Below are 18689 nucleotides of genomic sequence, written 5' to 3'. Positions count from 1 at the left end.
ACTTCAAAACAATGAAAACGACTAATAAATATAAAAATAAAACACTCATCCAATGGTGTGTCGCCTTGCTCTTGATTGGGTTTCCATTTGCCCAGAGCAAAGCACAGCTTAATCCAATGAGTGCAGTGTATTATCAAAACCAGTACCTCACCAATCCGGCAATGGCCGGGTTACAGCAACGGCTAACCTTAAATGCGGGCATACGCAGTCAGTTTAGTACTATGCCAGGTTTACCCTTTACACAATTTGTATCGGCCGACTATGGCTTTGCGGAAAAACTTGCAGTAGGGCTACAGGTGAACAATGACCGTGCGGGACTGTTAAAGCATACCCGTGCTGCGACATCTTTTACTTATCATCTTCCGCTTGATCAGGGCAATAAACACCTGAGCTTTGGTTTGGGGTTGTCGTTTGCCGACGATGACATTAACATTGCCAACCTGCAAGGTGATGCTGACGATATTGATGTGTATAATGTAAATCAACGTAAAACTTATCTGGATGCCGATTTCGGTATGGCTTTCCGTTCAAACCGGCTGCAGGTACAAGGTGCTGTAAGCAATCTGAAGCGTTTATTGAAAAAAGACAATTACAATGCTTCAGATCAGCCTTTGTTCTTTACTGCGGTTAGCTACCAGATTCCGGCAAACTTTGCAACTATAGAGCCCAAAGTAGTTTATCGGGGTGTTAAAGGCTACGATAATTTGCTTGATGCGGGCGTGAATATCGAATTTGCTTCTCCTTCAGTAAACAAGGTAAACGTACTGGCCCTTTACCACAATGCGGGCAGCGCCACCTTCGGGATCGGGATTAACTGGAACAATAAGCTGGCCGTTAATGGCATGTACACTACCAATACAAGTGCATTAAGAGGGTACACTGCTGGCGATTACGAGCTTAATATCAGCTATAGTTTATTTGCGAAACAAAAATAAGCGCCTTTAATAACTTTCAAATCCCGGTTGCACCCAGCAGCCGGGATTTTTTGTTTTTAACCCAGCTTAGGCAATTATTCCTCCTATTTAGGAAGATTTTTACCTCGTGTTAAGCTACCTGCACTGTAAATTTGAAGCTTGCGTAGCCCAAACCGTATGCATTACAATGAGCAATGCCTAACCAGATAAATATGAAAATTTTAACATCTTCACTGTAAATGATAAAAAAGGTAAAATTAAGTTTAGTGCTGGCAATCGTTGGATTGTTGCAGGTTCAGGTCGCCACAGCACAGGATGAGTTTGATATTGTCAGGAAAAATATTGTAAACAACCTGAAAGCGCAAACTAAAACAACAACACAAGCCATAGCTGCGCTGCAGGAAAGTCAGCAAGCCGATGGCAGCTGGGCCGATATTCAGTACACCGATGATAGAATCACCCTGTGGACACCCATCAGGCATTTGCATCAGATAAAAGAATATTGTATTGCCATTAATAAGGGCTATAACCGCAAGCTCGACGAAAGAATCGTTGCTGGTTTAAACTATTGGCTAAAAGCAGCTCCTAAAAGTAAAAACTGGTGGTATAACGATATTGCTACCCCACAGGCCCTTGGCGAAATACTGATGCTGATTGATGAAGCTAAAGTTAGTTATCCAAAAACAACCAAAGATGCTTTGCTCGAATCGATGAAGAGGGGCGACCCCTATAAGCAAACCGGTGCCAATAAGCTCGATATTGCCATGCACTACCTATACAGGGCCTGTGCGTCAAAAGACGCGGTGCTGATGGATGCTGCGGTGAACCAGTTGTTTGCTTCCATAGCGTTCTCCAATCAGGAAGGTTTGCAAACCGATTATTCCTATTTCCAGCATGGCAAACAACTGTATCTGGCAGGTTATGGTGCTGTTTTCTTAACCGGCGAGTATAAAGCAGCAACAGCTGTAATGAATACCAGGTTTGCCTTAAGCAAAGAAAAGCAAAACCTGTTACATACTTATTTAACAGAAACCTTTTTGCGTGCCATAAGGGGGCGATACAGCGATTTTAACATCGAAGGCAGGAGCATTTCGCGGCCCGATATGCTGGATAAGAAAAATGCAGTTTTAGATGGATATGCCGAAAATACAGCTGCAATGCTGTCACTGGCGAAAAATATAAACTCATCTGGTGCCAGGGTTATTGATGCAGCCATCGCACGCATTGAAGAACGTCAGTCGCCTGCTTTTGGCATTAGTGCGTACCACAAACAGTTTTACCGGGCCGATTACACCCTGCACCAGCGTAAAACATACAGCTTTAACATTCGGGCAGTTTCAGCTCGGACAAGGCGTACAGAAAGTGGCAATGGCGAAAATATTTTTGGACGTTTTTTGGCTGATGGCTCGACCAATATCCAGCGTACAGGAAGCGAATATTTCAACATCATGCCTGTTTGGGAGTGGGATAAATTGCCTGGTATAACCTGTCGCGATTACTTAACAGACCAGCCTGCAGTTGTAGAGTGGGGCGAAAAAGGTAATATGGATTTTGTGGGTGGGGTTAGCGATGGGAAATACGGTTGCACGGTTTACGATATGGATTATAGCCAGGTTGCAGCAAAAAAAGCATGGTTCCTTTTCGATCGGGAAATTGTTTGTTTAGGTACTGGCATCAATAGCACAGAAGCCGAAAATATTACTACTACGCTTAACCAGTGCTGGCTGAAAGGAAAAGTAGGCTTAGCCAAAAACAAATGGTTGTTAACCGATACCGAAAAACTGGTTAATCCGGCCTGGGTTTGGCACGATAGCATTGGCTATTCTTTTTTACAAAATACTTCGGCTGTAGTAAGTACCGCAACACAAAAAGGCAGCTGGAAGCGCATTAACAAAGGCTATAGTGATGAAGAAGTAACAGGAAAAGTATTTAAACTGTTTATCGATCATGGTGCGAAACCGGCAAATGCAAGTTATGCCTATTGCGTATTGCCCAATATTGCTATGCAGGAAATGAATAGTACGATTACTTCAAATATTAAAGTGCTGGCCAATAACAACCAGATGCAGGCTGTAGCCAATAATGCTTTGCAAATGCTACAGGTTTGCTTTTATCAGCCACAAAGCCTTAGCTACAAAGAACTTAAAATAACGGTCGATCAACCTTGCCTTGTGCTGGTAAAAGCTACGAATACCAAAACGCCCGAAATATGGATTGCAGATCCATCACAGAAATTAACGGAGCTTACGGCAACCGTTCAGCTTAACAATAAGCCAGTAACCAAACGCATAATACTGCCTGATGGCGAAAGCAGGGGTAAAAGCCTGCGGGTTATTTTACCTTAAAATAGCGACGGATGCACAGATTAGCACGGATGTATTTTTGCACCATACCCACTAATGAACCAATGAACTAATTTCAATGGCTAATATTGCGTAATAAGCAGCTAATATAATTGAAAAGAAATAACTGGAAATAATTGATGTTTGAGAAATGAAATTGTGGCATGTAAGAGTTGCTGCTCAGCTATTTAAATGAATAATTTAGCCTGGTGTTTAGGTAAGAATTATAGAAAATGTTTATAAATGAATAAGTATCAAATGGTGGTTTCGAAAGTAAAACAAATTGGTTTATTACTTGGCTTCATTTTGTGCTGCAGTGCTGCAAGCGCACAGATACTGGAGCCCGCTACGAAGCCAAATGAAGCGCAACGGGAAATGATTAAACGTGGTTATGGCATGTTTATGCATTTTGGGCTCAACACTTTTGCCAATCTGGAATGGTCAGACGGAACCATTCCGGTTGATACCTATCATCCGAGTAATCTCGATCCTGATCAATGGGTGAAAACCGCTAAAGAAGCCGGTTTTCGTTACGTAGTACTGGTTACCAAACATCATGATGGCTTTTGCCTTTGGGACAGCAAATACACCACTTACGATGTCGCATCTTCGCCGGTTAAAACTGACGTGGTAAAAGCCGTTGCCGATGCCTGCAAGAAATATGGTATCAAACTTGGTTTATACTATTCGTTGTGGGATAGGCACGAACCGACTTATAAAGACAAAGACCCTAAGGTATACGTTAATTATATGCTCAATCAGCTTACCGAGCTGTTTACCAATTATGGCTCTGTTTGCGAGCTTTGGCTCGATGGTGGTTGGGACAGGCAGCCCGGCGATTGGGGAGTAGATCAGTTGTATGCATTGGTTAAAAAATACAGTCCGCAGTGTGCTATCAGTATCAACCATACCATTGTGAACGAAGAAGGAAAACGCAAATTCACCGTGCCGAGCAGCATGACGGTAGATAATAAGTACTATTTTCAATACTTCCCGAGCGATTTTCGGCTGTGGGACCCACGTTTAGCAGGTAAATTTGATAAAAAACAATATTTGCATCAGGGCAAATCCTATTATCTGCCTTTCGAGCATACCCTATGCTTAAGTTCGCGTTGGAACTGGTTTCAAAAAACAGGGGAGTTACCGGTAAGAGAACTGGACGAACTGGAAGAGTTATTTTATTGGTGTACCGATAATGATAATACCCTCGTGATTAATGTGCCACCCGATAATACCGGCAAGATCAGGGAGTATGAAGCGCTTGCTGTAATTGAACTGGGGAAAAGGCTGGGATTATCAGCTGGTAAACCCTTGCCTAAAAACGGGGAGTTTATTTCGTTAAAAAGTGCGGTAACAGCCTCGAGTGTATTTGCCGATAAGGAAAACAAATACGAAGCAGTTGCGGTAACCGATGGCAGTTTGGATAGCCGTTGGGCTGCGGCCGATACACTGGCCGAACTAACAATCGAGCTTAATCCGGCAAAACCGTTTAATAAGATCAGTATATTCGAATACAAAGACACCAAAGAATTACCAGATAATTTTTCGCAATTGCGTTTACCGCGGATCCAGGAATATGAGGTAGCGATCTTCAAAGATGAAAAATGGCAAACCATCTATTTGGGTACAGAACCAATGGGCGATTGTAAGGTAATCAGGTTGCCGCGTAATTATCAGAGCCCTAAGCTAAGATTTAAGGTTAAAAAAGCTTCTGCGCCACCTTCAATTTATGAAATTTCGGTTATAAACACCGGAAAAGGGTAATTATTGGCTTTGTGCTTATAAGCAAGTCTCTCTCTATATAATTGCTAATATAACATAATAAGCAGCTAAAATAATTGATGAAAATAAGCCGGAAATAACTGAAGTTTGGAAGACTAACCAAATAATTCCCGATGAAGTTAAGTCAGGTCTGTCCTGGCTGTAACCATTTTGCCGCACGCCCTCAAATGAGATGGGCATTGCCGGTACTATTTGGCTTTTTAGAACAATTTATTTTAAAATGATGAAGAACACAAAAAGGTTTATCATGCTTTGCCTGATGGCACTGGTTTCCATAAATGCAGCAGCAACAGGCATACAGCAAAAGGCTGCCAATGTTTTCTTGTCAGGCTTAAAACAATCAAAGCCCATTGTCATTTTAGCCGATGGGATCCAGGCAAATGCGGCAACTGTTTTGGTTAACCGCATCTGGAAGGGTAAGTTATGTGCACTTTCCGTAAAAAATACTTCCCGGCAAGCGCTTAGCATTCGCGAAGTAGTGGTTTTCGACTTCAATCATGGCCTTAGTGGTAATACGCCTATTTACGGCGAAAGTTTCCAAAAGCTGGGCCAAATAGGGGGGACATTGGCTAAACCCGAAGATTGGGGCTCCTATTCAGATCGTGCCCATTACAAAATACCCGAGCCCGAGGGTTTGCGTACCGCTTACGGGATGCTTACTTTGCAACCTCAGCAAGGCAACAGGCTATTAGTGGCTACCACTTCCTGCAACCGCTTTATTTCCCGTTTCTCATTTGATGCAAAACGCCTTCGCATATCAATGGATTGCGAAAATCTGGTATTAAAACCCGGCGAAACTTGGAATCTCGAGGAGTTTATTGCTCTTTCAGGCCCGGAAAGGGAAAAGCTTTACGATCAGCTTACCCGGGCGATTGCAGTACATCATCCTAAACTGGAGTTTAAACCTATACCCATGGGCTGGTGCTCGTGGTTATGTTTCGGACCAAAAGTTACGGCCAAAAACGTTTCCGATAATACCGGATGGATTGCTAAAAATTTACCTGAATTAAAATATGTACAGATTGACGATGGTTACCAACCCTGGATGGGCGATTGGCTGGAAGCAGGCGATGCTTTCGGTGGTGGCGTAGCAGACGTTTTAAAAGAGATAAAAGATAAAAAGCTCGAGCCAGCCATTTGGGTAGCACCTTTTATCGCCAGTCCGCAATCCAGGTTGTTTAAAGAACATCCCGATTGGATGGTGAGAGACGAATCGGGCAAACCCATGCGCTCCGATAAAGTAGGCTTTGGTGGCTGGCGTCAGGGACCATGGTATGCGCTTGATGGTACGCATCCCGAAGTGCAGCAATATTTTACAGAATTGTTTAAAACCATGCGTGAAAAATGGGGTTGTACCTATTTTAAATTAGATGCCAACTACTGGGGAGCTATTCACGGTGGCGTGCATTACGATAAATCTGCTACCCGTATCGAAGCCTATCGCCGTGGTATGGAAGCCATCCGTAAAGGAGCTGGCGATGCTTTCCTGCTGGGCTGTAATCACCCGATTTGGGCCTCGTTGGGCTTAGTTCATGGTTCGCGCAGTTCTATGGACATTTCGCACAGTTGGGATTCTTTTAAAAGCATTGGCAAAGAAAACCTGTTAAGAAGCTGGCAAAATGGCCGCTTCTGGTGGAACGATCCGGATTGTGTATTGCTAACAAGCGGTGGTTCTAATGGGGTAATGGATAATGCCGGTAATTTTACGGCCGATAAAAATGCAAAGCCTGCAATCCCCGAAAACGAGTTTCTTTTTCACGCAGCAAGTATATATGCCACTGGAGGATTGTTGTTAAGCGGTGATGATTTGCCAACCATTAGCCCCGAGCATCTGGAAATTTTAAAGAAACTGATTCCGCCAACAGGCGTGGCTGCACGTTTCGAAAATGAAAAGTTCGAAGTAGGAACCACAACACTAAAAGGCGAAACGGTTTTTTCGGTGTTTAACTGGGACAATAACCCTGTAAAACGTACGGTAAAATTACCAGCAGGAAAATACAAGCTTACCAATAAATTTACCGGCAAACTTATTGGCGTGTTCCAAAGAGAATATGTAATTAATGAGATGCAGGCAAAAAGTGGTTTGTTAATAACTGCTGTAAAGGTGGCCAATTAAAAACACGTGGATAATTTGAACAAAGTAATGCTGCCCAATAACCGTTATACTCCGGTTAAATTGAAATAATGAGGGTTGCCACCTAACTGTGGGACAAGGATTTTACAGACGAGCGTGGAATAATTGTGTAGTTTTAAAAAATAACACCAATTAAACCTGAGTTAAAACAATGAAAAAAATAACGCTGTCATTATTTTGTGCCCTGATGAGTTTCGGCGCATTTTCGCAGAAAACCATTATCAAATACCTCTCCGGAACGGATAAAGACCATACCGTAAACTGGGATTTCTATTGCACTGAAGGCAGAAAAAGCGGCATGTGGACCAAAATTGCAGTCCCCTCTAACTGGGAACAGCAAGGCTTTGGAGCCTATAATTACGGCCACGATAAAATCAAAAATAAAGAACAGGGGCAATACAAACATGAATTTTTTGCCGATGGTGTAACTGGTAAAAAGGTATTCATTGTTTTTGAAGGTTCGATGACCGATACCAAAGTGATGATTAATGGCCGGCAGGCTGGCCCTGTACACGAGGGCAGTTTTTATAGCTTTAAATACGATATTACAGATTTGGTAAAACCAAATGCCCAAAACCTGCTCGAAGTAACTGTCGACAAGCAATCGGCCAACCCCTCTGTAAATAAGGCCGAGCGGAGTGGCGATTTTTGGATATTCGGCGGGATTTACCGCCCGGTTTATCTCGAAATAGTACCGCAAACCTTTATCGAAAGGCTGGCCGTAAACGCAAGGGCCGATGGAGCTTTTCAGCTGCATGTATTCGCACAAAATTTAAAGCAAGGCGAACAAATTGAAGCCCAGGTGGAAAAACTAAACGGCGAAAAACTGGGTAAGCCTTTCACAGCTAAGGCAAGTGCAACCGGTGATGGTTATGTGTTGCAGGCTAATTTTAACAAACCCCTGTTGTGGAGTGCCGAATTTCCCAACCGCTATCAGGTAGTGGTTAGCATCAAAAATGAAAAGGGTATTGTTCACCAGGTTAATCAAAAGTTTGGTTTTCGTACGGTAGAACTGCGGGCAAAAGATGGGCTGTATGTTAATGGAGTGCGGGTTTTGATGAAAGGCAGTAACCGCCATAGTTTTTGGCCCGAAACCGGTCGTACACTGAGCCATGGGGTGCATGTACTGGATGTACAGTTGATGAAGGACATGAATATGAATGCGGTGCGCATGTCGCACTATCCGCCTGACCGCGATTTCCTTGAAGTATGCGATTCGCTGGGTTTGTACGTGATAGATGAGCTTACCGGCTGGCAGGCTAATTACGACACCGAAACAGGTAAAAAACTGGTTAAAGAGCTGGTTGTACACGATGTAAGCCATCCATCCATTCTGTTTTGGGCCAATGGTAACGAAGGAGGCTTTAACCGCGATCTGGATAATCAGTATGCTTTATACGATCCGCAAAACCGAACCGTTATCCATCCATGGGAGAAATTTAATGGTACCGATACCAAGCATTACCCCGATTATAAAGGGATGGAAAGAAGAACCGCCACTGGCGAAGAAGTCTTTTTTCCAACCGAGTTTATGCATGCTTTGTACGATGGTGGGGCAGGAGCCGCACTCGATGATTTCTGGACAGAAATGTTAAAACACCCGCATGGAGGTGGTGGTTTTATCTGGGCCTTTTTAGATGAATCAATCATTCGTACAGATAAAAATAATACCTATGATGGAGATGGTAATCATGCGCCCGATGGTATTGTAGGGCCGCACCGTGAAAAAGAGGGCAGTTATTATACCATCAAAGAAATCTGGTCGCCGGTATACATTAATCCACAAGCCCTTAAAGCAGGTTTCGATGGTAAAATACCAGTCGAAAACCGCTATGCTTTTACTAACCTCAATCAGTGTACATTTAAGTGGAAACTGGTTAAGTTCCCCTCAGCAACTGCTAAAACTACAGCAGCGTTGGTAAGTGCAGCAGGCACATTAAAGCCCTTAAACCTTAAGCCAGCTGAAAAGGGCGTTTTAAGTTTGCCTTTACCTGCAACCTGGGCCAAAAACGATGCCTTATGCCTTAGCGCTTATGGTCCCGATAAAAAAGAACTTTTTACCTGGAGTTGGGCCATTTCCGCTCCGGCAGCTTTTGTACCTAAAACGAGCAGCGCCGCGGTTAAATCAAATATCAAATTAACGCAAACCGATGCCACGCTGAGTATTAATTGCGATGGAATCCGTTACGATTTTGATAAAACAACCGGCTATATCCAAAAAGTGGTTAAACCAACAGGCACGGTTTCGTTATCGGGCGGGCCTGTTTTGGCTGGGGTAAATACCCAACTCAAGCAGTTTACGCATCAGGCGGTTAAAGGCCAGTATATTGTTGAGGCCGATTACACCGGCGATGCTGCTTTGCATGTAAAATGGACTTTTACTTCCGGTCAACCTATTAAACTGGAATATGAGTATAGCCAGCAAGGCGATGTGAGCTTTATGGGCATCACTTTCAATTACCCTGAAGAAAAAGTTACCGGAATGAAATGGTTGGGACGAGGACCGTACCGCGTTTGGAAAAACAGGTTGAAAGGTCAGCAATTTGGTGTTTGGCATAAAGATTACAACAATACCATAACTGGCGAAAGCTGGAAGTATCCCGAGTTTAAAGGCTATCATGCCGAAGTAAACTGGGTAACAATCGAAAATCGCGAAGCACCATTTACCGTTTATGCCGCGAATAAAAATACATACCTGCAAATGTTTAAGCCAGCACGCGAAGCCGCTGCACTGACCAATAATAATGTAGAGCCTACTTTTCCTGAAGGGAACATTGGTTTTTTAAATGCCATTAGTCCAATCGGAACCAAGTTCCAATCGGCAAAAGTTATGGGGCCGCAAAGCGAACTAAACCATGCCAATGGCGAAAAGATCAGTGGTAAGCTATGGTTCGATTTCAGGTCAAAAAAATAAAACAAAATCATACTAAAAGAGATTATTGCTTAAAAATAAAGCCTGAAACCGCAAGATTTCAGGCTTTATTTTTACTCCCGATACAGATCGCTCAGGTTTTATATTCCCCAGTTTTTGTTCGGCTTTGGTCCCATTCGCAAGATCAGTTTCCCGCCCTTCAATAATTCGCTTGCCGGAAATTTAAAAGACTGCAAAGGCTTTCCATTTAGGGTCGCTTTTTGTACATATTTATTGTCGCGCGATACATCAGAAGCCTCAATTGTAAATGATTTTCCACGGCCATACTGCTCACCCAGATCAATGGTTACCGATGGGAAAATAGGACTGGCAATTTCATAAACCGGTTCGGTACTGCAACCTCCGTCTGTTTGGAATAAGCCCAAAGCCGCCATTACAAACCAGGCACTCATTTGACCCTGATCCTCGTCCCCCAGGTAAGCATTGGCTAAATCGCTGCCATAATACCTGTCGATAATTGCTCTGCTCCAATGTTGTGTTAGCCAGGGTTTTTGCACCCAGTTAAACAAAAAGGCAAAATGCATCGATTGTTGGTTACCCTGAATTACCGGATAATCCCAGTACTGATCGCCCGGTGCATTGAAACGCAGCTTGTTACTTTCCGTAAAGCCCCATGAGAGGCGTTCCACAAATTTATCTGCTCCGATCTCTTTCGCTAATCCCGGTATATCCTGTGGTACAAAATAAGTGAGCTGCCAGGCGTTACCTTCTACATAATGGTGGTTAGCTCCCGATTTGAATGGGTCGAAATCCGGTGCCCAGCTACCGTCAGATTTACGCATCCGGGCATAGCCCGTTTCCTTGTCAATTGCATTACGCCAATAGTTTCCCCTCAGGGCAAATTCTTTTTCATCTTCTTTTTTGCCCAGGGCCCGCGCAAATTGCGAAACCGTCCAGTCGTCGTAAGCATATTCTAAGGTGTTTGAAAACCTTCCAAGGTCGTAAGGTACGAAATGGTATTTTAGGTAGGGAATCAGGTCACGGTTACCCGCATAACCGAGCCCCACCTTTTGCGATGGGGTAGTTTGCATTTTCTTCATTGCTTCAAATGCTTTATTGGCATCGAAATCGCGTATGCCCATTTGATAGGCGCTCACCATTAACGGAATTTCATGCTCGGCAACCATTACCGGTACATAATTCATGCCTGCAGGTCCTTTGGCCAGCCAGCCATTGGTATCGTACATGGCCAGCTGCGATTTTACCCATTTAGAAGACCACTCAGGTGTAACCAGGTTCCAGAATTGGTTCAGGTTCCAGAAGGTATTCCAGAAAGCATCGCAGCCCAGAGCCAGCGAATTCGGGTCTTTAAGTTTCTGTACTTTTTGAAAGGCATCTACCCAGCTGCCATCCAGATCACTCCAGGTATTCCGGCTGGCCAGTGCCCTGTACATATTGGTATAAAAACGTATTTTCTCTCTCCGGTCGTTAGATTGAACAGCCACGCGGCCAATCAGCTTGTTCCAGGTATCACGTTGTCCGTTTCTTACTTTATCAAAACTCCATCCATAGGGTTCTGTAATTTCCTGTTTCAGGTTATCCGAAGCATTTTCAATGCTCACCATCGAAATACCCGTACGCACTTGCACCACCTGGTTTGTTCTGGTATCGAACTCTACATAAGCGCCTGCATCTTTCACTTCCCCGGTATTTACCAGGTCTTTACTGCCCAGGCTATCGTTCTGCCAGGTTCCGAATTTCTTGATGGGCTGATCGAATTCAATTACGAAATGAAGCTGGTAATCCTGGTTTACATCGCCCGACCAGGCACCGGGCGTAAACTGTCTCGATACCCCTTCTATCCGCCTGTCGCTTACCTTTTTCAGGCTTACATTTTTTAGTGTATAAGCATATTCGGAGGGTATCTGTAAATCGATCATCACCCTCGAATCGGTCGCTTTCGGGTAGGTATAACGTTGAAAACCACAGCGCGTAGTAGCAGTTAACTCGGCTTTAACCTTGTAGTCGCTCAACATTACTTTATAATAACCCAAAGGCGCTTCTTCGGTTGCCTTGTCAATCTGCGAGCGGTAGCCTTCGTCGGTACTCCGCTCATCACCGGTTTTGATTTTCAAAGGGCCGTTTACCGGCAGCATACCTAAACCGGCCATGGTCCATTCGTGAATGTGGCTAAATACACCCACACTCTCAAAACTGGGCTCATAACCAGCCTGCCAGCCGTTATTCTGGTTGTCGGGACTTAATTTTACCATGCTAAAAGGCATCCATGGGCCAGGAGCAATCATCCAGCGTGAATGAGCGGTGCCCATACGGGTATCAACATAATCTGCGGGGGTAAACAGGCGTTGTGCCGATCGTTTTACTATGCCACTTTCCAGCAATACTCCATCACTGTAAATTTCATATTTACTTTGTTTAGTTACTGAAACAGCAGGCATGGGTACTTCGAACTGGTATCTTGCACTATCCAGCCGCTCGCGGAATACCTCACTGCCATCCAGCTTTACCGTTAGCACAGGTTTGCCTGAAATCAGGTGTGCATCGACCAATAATGGCTGGATATTTTTTCCCTGTTCGTTAAGCTGATAACCGGCAGGTTTTACATTGCGCAAAAACACATTTTTATTGCTGATCAACTTTGCTGAAGCCGGGCCTTCCAGTCTCACCTGATCGAACACCAGCCACGATCCCTCCAGGGTAGTCATCAAAATCTCGTTACCGCCCTTACGCAATTGTTTTGCTTCAAGCGGAATTTCTACTTTATATTCATGTGCTTCGGTTAAATCACCTTCAAAAGATTTGTTGGCCGCCCGCTTAGGCAACTGTTTTACATACGAAACACCATTGATGGTAAGTTTAAACAGGGGAGGTAATGTGCCCTGGTAACCAATTAGGTCCATGACAAATTTCCAGCCCGCTCCGGCAGGCTGCTGCTGCAGGCCAAATAAAATATTGGCATGATGTGTTCTCAAACCAGAAGTTCCACCTGTGCCTCCCCAGGCATCTTTAGGGCCAGGCAATATATACGCCCAGTCCTGCTCAGGCTTGGAAACGCCAATCACGTAAAATTTATCTTCCCAGCCAAAATCTTTCTCCAGAAAATGCTTATAGCCCGATGGGGCCAGTGCCAATTCGGTCGATTTGTTATCTGCATTACCGATTTGCCATAAGGTGGTTTGTGCGCTTGCCGTACCGCTGAGGCACAACAATAAAAAGGTTAGCAATCTGTTCAGGTGCAATTTTCTCTTATTCATTCGTGTTTGCATTTTTTGAGCTGCTGTATTGTTCGTTTGATCAGGTGATAATCTTGATGATTTTAGCAATAACAGCTACTATTAGTTTGTGTGTACATATTGAAGAATAAAGATAGTTAGAATTTAATTTCTTTATTGATAAAATTAAAAATAGTAGCTTTTTTTACAACTAAGCATACGTGTGCGTAGTGAAAACGATTGTGTATGTATGTACAATTGTAGTTTTGTAAAGCACTTTATTTACTGAAAAAGAACCTTAGCCATGCCAATATGAGTACTGTTATTCTATCTTTATATATCATAAAAATGAAGAACGTTTAGTGAGACCACACACCCGTTCTTATAAGAGCCAATTGAACCGTAACATATTTGTCCTGCATTGGAAAAAGATGCGAACTAATGGCACTTGTTTAGCTGAGAGTTAATGTTTGCAGAAAAATTTGGATAAACTTTTGAAAAGAGCTGATTAATAGTTTTTTTAACTAAACTCATTATGAAAGGGGCACTGATTTGGCTTTGTTGAATATTAAAAGCTTAAAACTTCTCGCCGGAAACCAGGTCATGTAGTTCGAAATTTTCAAATGAGCCGATTCCTGCAAACCTGATTTTAATACCCATAAACTTTCCAATGGGCATTTTATAACTTGTTTTTAAGGCTACTTTATCGTTAACAAATAGGGTTACTTTCCGGTCAGTAATCCGGAGCCTGATTTTTTTGCCTGTGCTAAGGTCATGACCTAGCATTCTCAGGTCATCCTGGCTGCCCTCTTTTTTCACCTCAGAAAATTTCAATGAGCTCCATACCACACATTCTGGTTTGATCAGGTTGATATAGTGATAATTGTTTTCTCCTAAAACACTAATATCTGCCTGCGAGCATCGAACACCTGGACGGGGTGATGATGATTTGATGTAAACGTTCATTTCGAAATTATCAGCACTTATTCCGGTTGGTTTTACATTTGCGAACGAAGCGAAAAATGTTTTGGTGGTATCTACACCTGCCCGATACAAATCCAGGGAGCTTACCGATATTTTATCGCCATGCTGAATAAGGAAATGATTGACTGGATACACGCGGGTAGTATCGTGCTCAACCGATGTTGTCAGGTCCCAGCCTTTTGTTTGTAGATATACGCTAGTGCTATCAATTGCTTTGTTTTGGCAATAGAGTACCGGGAAATATCTACCTGGAGACTCATAATAATGATTGGCAAGGCTGTCGTTAAAAACTTTTTTCCGGCCTGTCAAATCAGCAAAGTCAATTCTATAATCTGAAAAATGTATTCTACCTTTTAATCTTGATTGGAGTTTAAAAAGGGCAGAATGTGGGCTTTGCCCATTGGGGTTCAGGCAGATCAACCTGACATCATTTGCCCCCGGAGTACTGTTTTTATAAACCCAAAAACTTATTGCAACAAGGCTAAAGCACAATACAAAAATGATGGTAAGCTGATACCGTCTCCTTCGCGAAATCTTTTCAGGATAGGCTATTACCTGAGGTTCAATATTAATATTGCTTTTTTCTAAAGTCAGCGAATTTATCCTTTCAAAATCCTGCCAGTCATGGTAATCGATAAATTGTGCCAGCGCATCACGTGTTGCTTTCTGTGGATAGTACCGTATTGAAGTTTTAACCTTTCCAAATATTCGCTTTAGCGTATTTTCACCCAGGTGTACTTTGGTTTTTCGGTATAAAAGCCCGCTAAGTTTAATGTAGTCGCTATTCTTCCAGGAAGCGATATCCTTATTTTCTATCTGTTCAGCAATTTTTTGGCAACAGATATCCAGATTTCGAAAGAATATAATATTCTCCGCCTGTAAGGATTCTTCCTTCATTTTATTGGGACGCTTGTAAAGTTATATCTTGATTAGTAAAGTTGCTTGGTTAGTTTGCCACTAGGATGGCGAAGCATAAAAATACAGAAAATGGCTGCATATTAAAATAAATTATCTTATTTTAAATAAGAGCTGCCTGTTCTGTTCTACAGGTTTTGAGAAACCAATTTCAAATCTTTTCCTCATAATTTAGCTGTTCAGGAAAATTCCAGGACTATTTCTGTCAGATTCTTACCTCATTAAAGTTTTTATTGCTGGCCTACGGCCCTTTAAGGTTATCCATTATAGTTTTTTTTCGTTGTTTAACTCGTTGTTTATTAGCTATTTATCTTGTATTAAATACTGGCTGTTCTTTGGTCAAGGGGGTTTGATGTTTTTCATTCAGACAGCCCATAATTTTATGTTCAGTTGGTATCACAAACACCCAACAGGATCAACAAACTATTTAAAACTAACCAAATTGTAAATGAAAAAGGATGTATTACTATTCTTGATGCTGGTCTGTATGTATTGTACAGCGAATGCACAAACCAGACTCGTTTCGGGTAAAGTTATCGATGCGGCTACAAAGGAAAGCCTGATAGGGGTTACCATTACCATTCCGGGAACAAAAACAGGCACCACCACTGACACGAATGGACTGTTTAGTCTAAGTGTTCCTTCAGGCTCAGATAAGCTATTTGTGAGCTATGTTGGTTATCAGGAACAAACCGTTTCAATCATAGGAGCAAATCTTACCATTGGTTTAGCGGCCAATGCCAAAAATCTCAATGATGTTGTAGTGGTAGGCTATGGTACGCAGAAAAAGAAAGATTTAACAGGCTCTATTACCAGTATAAGCGCCAAAGATGTAGGTGGCAGGCAAACCCTGCAGATATCTGAAGCTTTGCAGGGAAGTGTACCTGGTTTATCTGCTACAAGAACTAGCGGAGCACCGGGTAGCAGTTCTACCATATTAATCAGGGGGATAACGACCATTGGTACCAATAGTCCGCTGGTGATTATTGATGGAGTGCCCGGTAATATTGATAATGTAAATCCGAATGATGTAGAGAACATTACGGTATTAAAAGATGCTGCATCGGCAGCCATATATGGCTCCCGCGGGGCTGCCGGGGTAATATTGGTAACTACGAAAAGAGGCTTAAACGGTCAAAGTAATTTCGAATACAACTATGAGTACGGTGCCCAAAAAGCAACAGCCTTACCTCAATATGTTGGAGTTGTAGATTACATGAAGTATATCAACGAGCAGGTTACTAATGATGGTGGAAGTAGTGGGCCATATCCCCAGGCAACAATCGATAATTATTTAACTAATAATGCTTTAGATCCGGATAAATTTCCAAATACCGATTGGCAAAAAGCTATTTTAACAAACAACACTGCCCCACGCGAGCGCCATGGTTTGGTTTTTACTACAGGTACCGATAAAATTAAATCCAAAGCATCGTTTGATTATAGCAAGGCAGGTGCTTTTTACGATGGCCGAAATTTTAACAGGTACTTGTTCCGCATCAATAACGATTTTAAAATAAGTGAAAAATTTAATGCCAACCTGGATGTTAATTTCAGTAGAACAACCAATAATGCAAATGGCAGTGAATTAAATGGTTATAACCCAATTTACGAATCGCGGATTATGCCTCCCATTTATGACGATGTTTATGGCAATGGCGATTTGGCTTTTGGTAAAGACGGAAGAAATCCGGTTGCCCAGATTCAAAAAGGGGGCTTTCAGCAAAATCGTGCCAATCAGCTGGGCGGGCGGATGGCTTTAAACTATAAGCCAGTTAAGGGTTTAACTTTAACAGCATTGGTTGCCCCGACTTTCGACTTTAACAAAGGCAAAAACTTTTCAAAACAAATAAAATTTAACAATCCCGATGGTACGCTAAGTACGGTTGTCAACCAGGCCCGAACCGTTTTAACTGAAGGGAGAACAGAGAATTTTACGATAAACGGGCAGCTACTTGCCAATTACACCAAAACTATAGCCGATAATCACAACCTCGATGTATTGGTTGGTTACGAAGAAAATTATAGAAATACCGAAAGTTTAGGTGCATCAAGATCAGGATTTTCTTTAACCGATTTTCCATATCTAAATACAGGTAGCACAGAGTTGAGAGATAATAACGGCAATTCAAATGAATCAGGCCTTCATTCCTTTTTTGGCCGCTTACAATACAATTTTAAGAATAAATACTATTTACAGGGCAATATCCGCTCCGATCAGTCTTCCCGTTTTGCAGCGCAGTTCCGCACTGCTGTTTATCCTTCAATTTCGGGTGGATGGGCAATAAGTGAAGAAAGTTTTATGAAAGATATTAAGTGGTTATCTTTTTTAAAAGTAAGAGGGGGCTGGGGGCAAGCGGGTAACGAGCGCTTACTGGATCGGAATAATAATCCTGCCTATTACCCCTATCAGGCAACTTTAGATTTTACCAACGCCTTATTTTATCAAAATGGGGTAGTGGTACCTTTAAGTGGTGCTGGCCAGCAGGTATATGCTGTAGAAAACATTAGCTGGGAAACCAGTCAGACAACCGATTTTGGTTTAGATGCTGCTTTTCTAAATAACCGGCTTACCATGTCGGCATCCTATTATCAAAAGAAAACATTCGATATTTTATTGCCTTTGGATATTCCACTTTATATAGGCTACGATAAACCCAATCAAAATGCGGGTACCCTGAATGTTAAAGGCTTTGAACTGGAGTTAAACTGGAAAGATAAGATCGGCGAATTCAATTACAGCATTGGTGCAAATTTATCTGATGCCAAATCAAAAATCGGCGATTTAAAAGGTACACAGTTTCTTGGCGATCAGATCATTAGAACGGGAAGTGAGTACAACGAATGGTTTGGTTATAAATATAGTGGCATTTTCCAGAATGCAGCAGAAGTTGCCGCCGGACCCGTTGCCAATACGAATACAAAACCAGGTGATTTTAGGTATATAGATACCAATAATGATGGCAAAATAACGCCTGATGACAGGGTATTACTGGGGGGTACTTTACCAAGATACCAATATGGCGGAAACATCAGGGCCGATTACAAGGGATTCGATTTTAGCCTGGCTTTTCAGGGTATAGGTAAAAAACTAAGCCGTTTAAACAGCGAAGCAATCAGGCCTTTTGCCGAAGCTTTTGGCAATGTACCGCAAGATATTGTTGGGAAATTCTGGAGTTTGAACAATACGCCTGAGCAAAACTTAGCCGCCTTTTATCCAAGGCTGTCCAATACCTCGGGGGGTAATAATTATGCATTGTCTGATCACTATTTAATCAGTGGTTCATATTTCAGGTTAAAGAATATTACCCTCGGTTACAGCCTAAAAGATGAATGGGTTAAAAAGATTGGCATTAAAGGCTTAAGGATTTACGTTTCAGGGAACGATCTGTTTTCTGCCAGCAAATTTCCGAAATATTTAGATCCCGAGGGCGGCGACTATGCTTACCCAATCGTCTCAACCATATTGGCGGGGGCAAGTATCAGGTTCTAAGTTAATTAACCGGACAAATA

8 protein-coding genes are annotated in these 18689 nt (G+C 42.5%); 6 read left to right on the top strand and 2 right to left on the bottom strand.

What is annotated here, in order from left to right; genetic code table 11:
* The first annotated feature begins 11 nt into the window (after nt 1-11).
* The 5 genes from HWV58_RS02260 (at nt 12) to HWV58_RS02240 (ending at nt 10086) form a co-directional block, all read left to right on the top strand.
* Nucleotides 12-935: a PorP/SprF family type IX secretion system membrane protein gene (locus HWV58_RS02260; RefSeq protein WP_175632502.1), complete on the top strand. Its 924-nt coding sequence runs from the start codon at nt 12-14 to the stop codon at nt 933-935.
* A gap of 218 nt (nt 936-1153) precedes the next feature.
* Nucleotides 1154-3259 carry a polysaccharide lyase 8 family protein gene (locus tag HWV58_RS02255; RefSeq protein ID WP_175632501.1) on the top strand — a complete coding sequence of 702 codons (2106 nt, stop codon included), beginning with the start codon at nt 1154-1156 and terminating at the stop codon, nt 3257-3259.
* Between the two features lie 240 nt (nt 3260-3499).
* Nucleotides 3500-5020 (top strand): alpha-L-fucosidase, encoded by a 1521-nt coding sequence (locus HWV58_RS02250; RefSeq protein WP_235972626.1) that lies wholly within the window; start codon nt 3500-3502, stop codon nt 5018-5020.
* A gap of 238 nt (nt 5021-5258) precedes the next feature.
* The gene (locus HWV58_RS02245; RefSeq protein WP_175632500.1) at nt 5259-7154 is read left to right on the top strand and encodes a glycoside hydrolase family 36 protein; all 1896 of its coding nucleotides are present in this window, start codon (nt 5259-5261) and stop codon (nt 7152-7154) included.
* 169 nt (nt 7155-7323) lie between these two features.
* Nucleotides 7324-10086 carry a glycoside hydrolase family 2 protein gene (locus HWV58_RS02240; protein WP_175632499.1) on the top strand — a complete coding sequence of 921 codons (2763 nt, stop codon included), beginning with the start codon at nt 7324-7326 and terminating at the stop codon, nt 10084-10086.
* Nucleotides 10087-10184: 98 nt separating this feature from the next.
* On the opposite strand, the gene HWV58_RS02235 is transcribed toward HWV58_RS02240, so the two are convergent.
* On the bottom strand, nt 10185-13319 hold the full coding sequence (locus tag HWV58_RS02235) for a GH92 family glycosyl hydrolase (RefSeq protein ID WP_175632498.1): 3135 nt from the start codon (nt 13317-13319) through the stop codon (nt 10185-10187).
* Between the two features lie 534 nt (nt 13320-13853).
* A complete protein-coding gene (locus HWV58_RS02230; protein WP_175632497.1) occupies nt 13854-15158 on the bottom strand; it encodes a hypothetical protein in 1305 nt (434 codons plus the stop codon).
* 466 nt (nt 15159-15624) lie between these two features.
* Between HWV58_RS02230 and HWV58_RS02225 the strand changes: the two genes are divergently transcribed.
* Nucleotides 15625-18669: a SusC/RagA family TonB-linked outer membrane protein gene (locus HWV58_RS02225; RefSeq protein ID WP_175632496.1), complete on the top strand. Its 3045-nt coding sequence runs from the start codon at nt 15625-15627 to the stop codon at nt 18667-18669.
* Nucleotides 18670-18689 lie beyond the last annotated feature (20 nt).

The organism is Pedobacter ghigonis (assembly GCF_903166585.1).
GTDB lineage: Bacteria > Bacteroidota > Bacteroidia > Sphingobacteriales > Sphingobacteriaceae > Pedobacter > Pedobacter ghigonis.
This window is presented reverse-complemented; position numbering and strand designations above follow the sequence as displayed.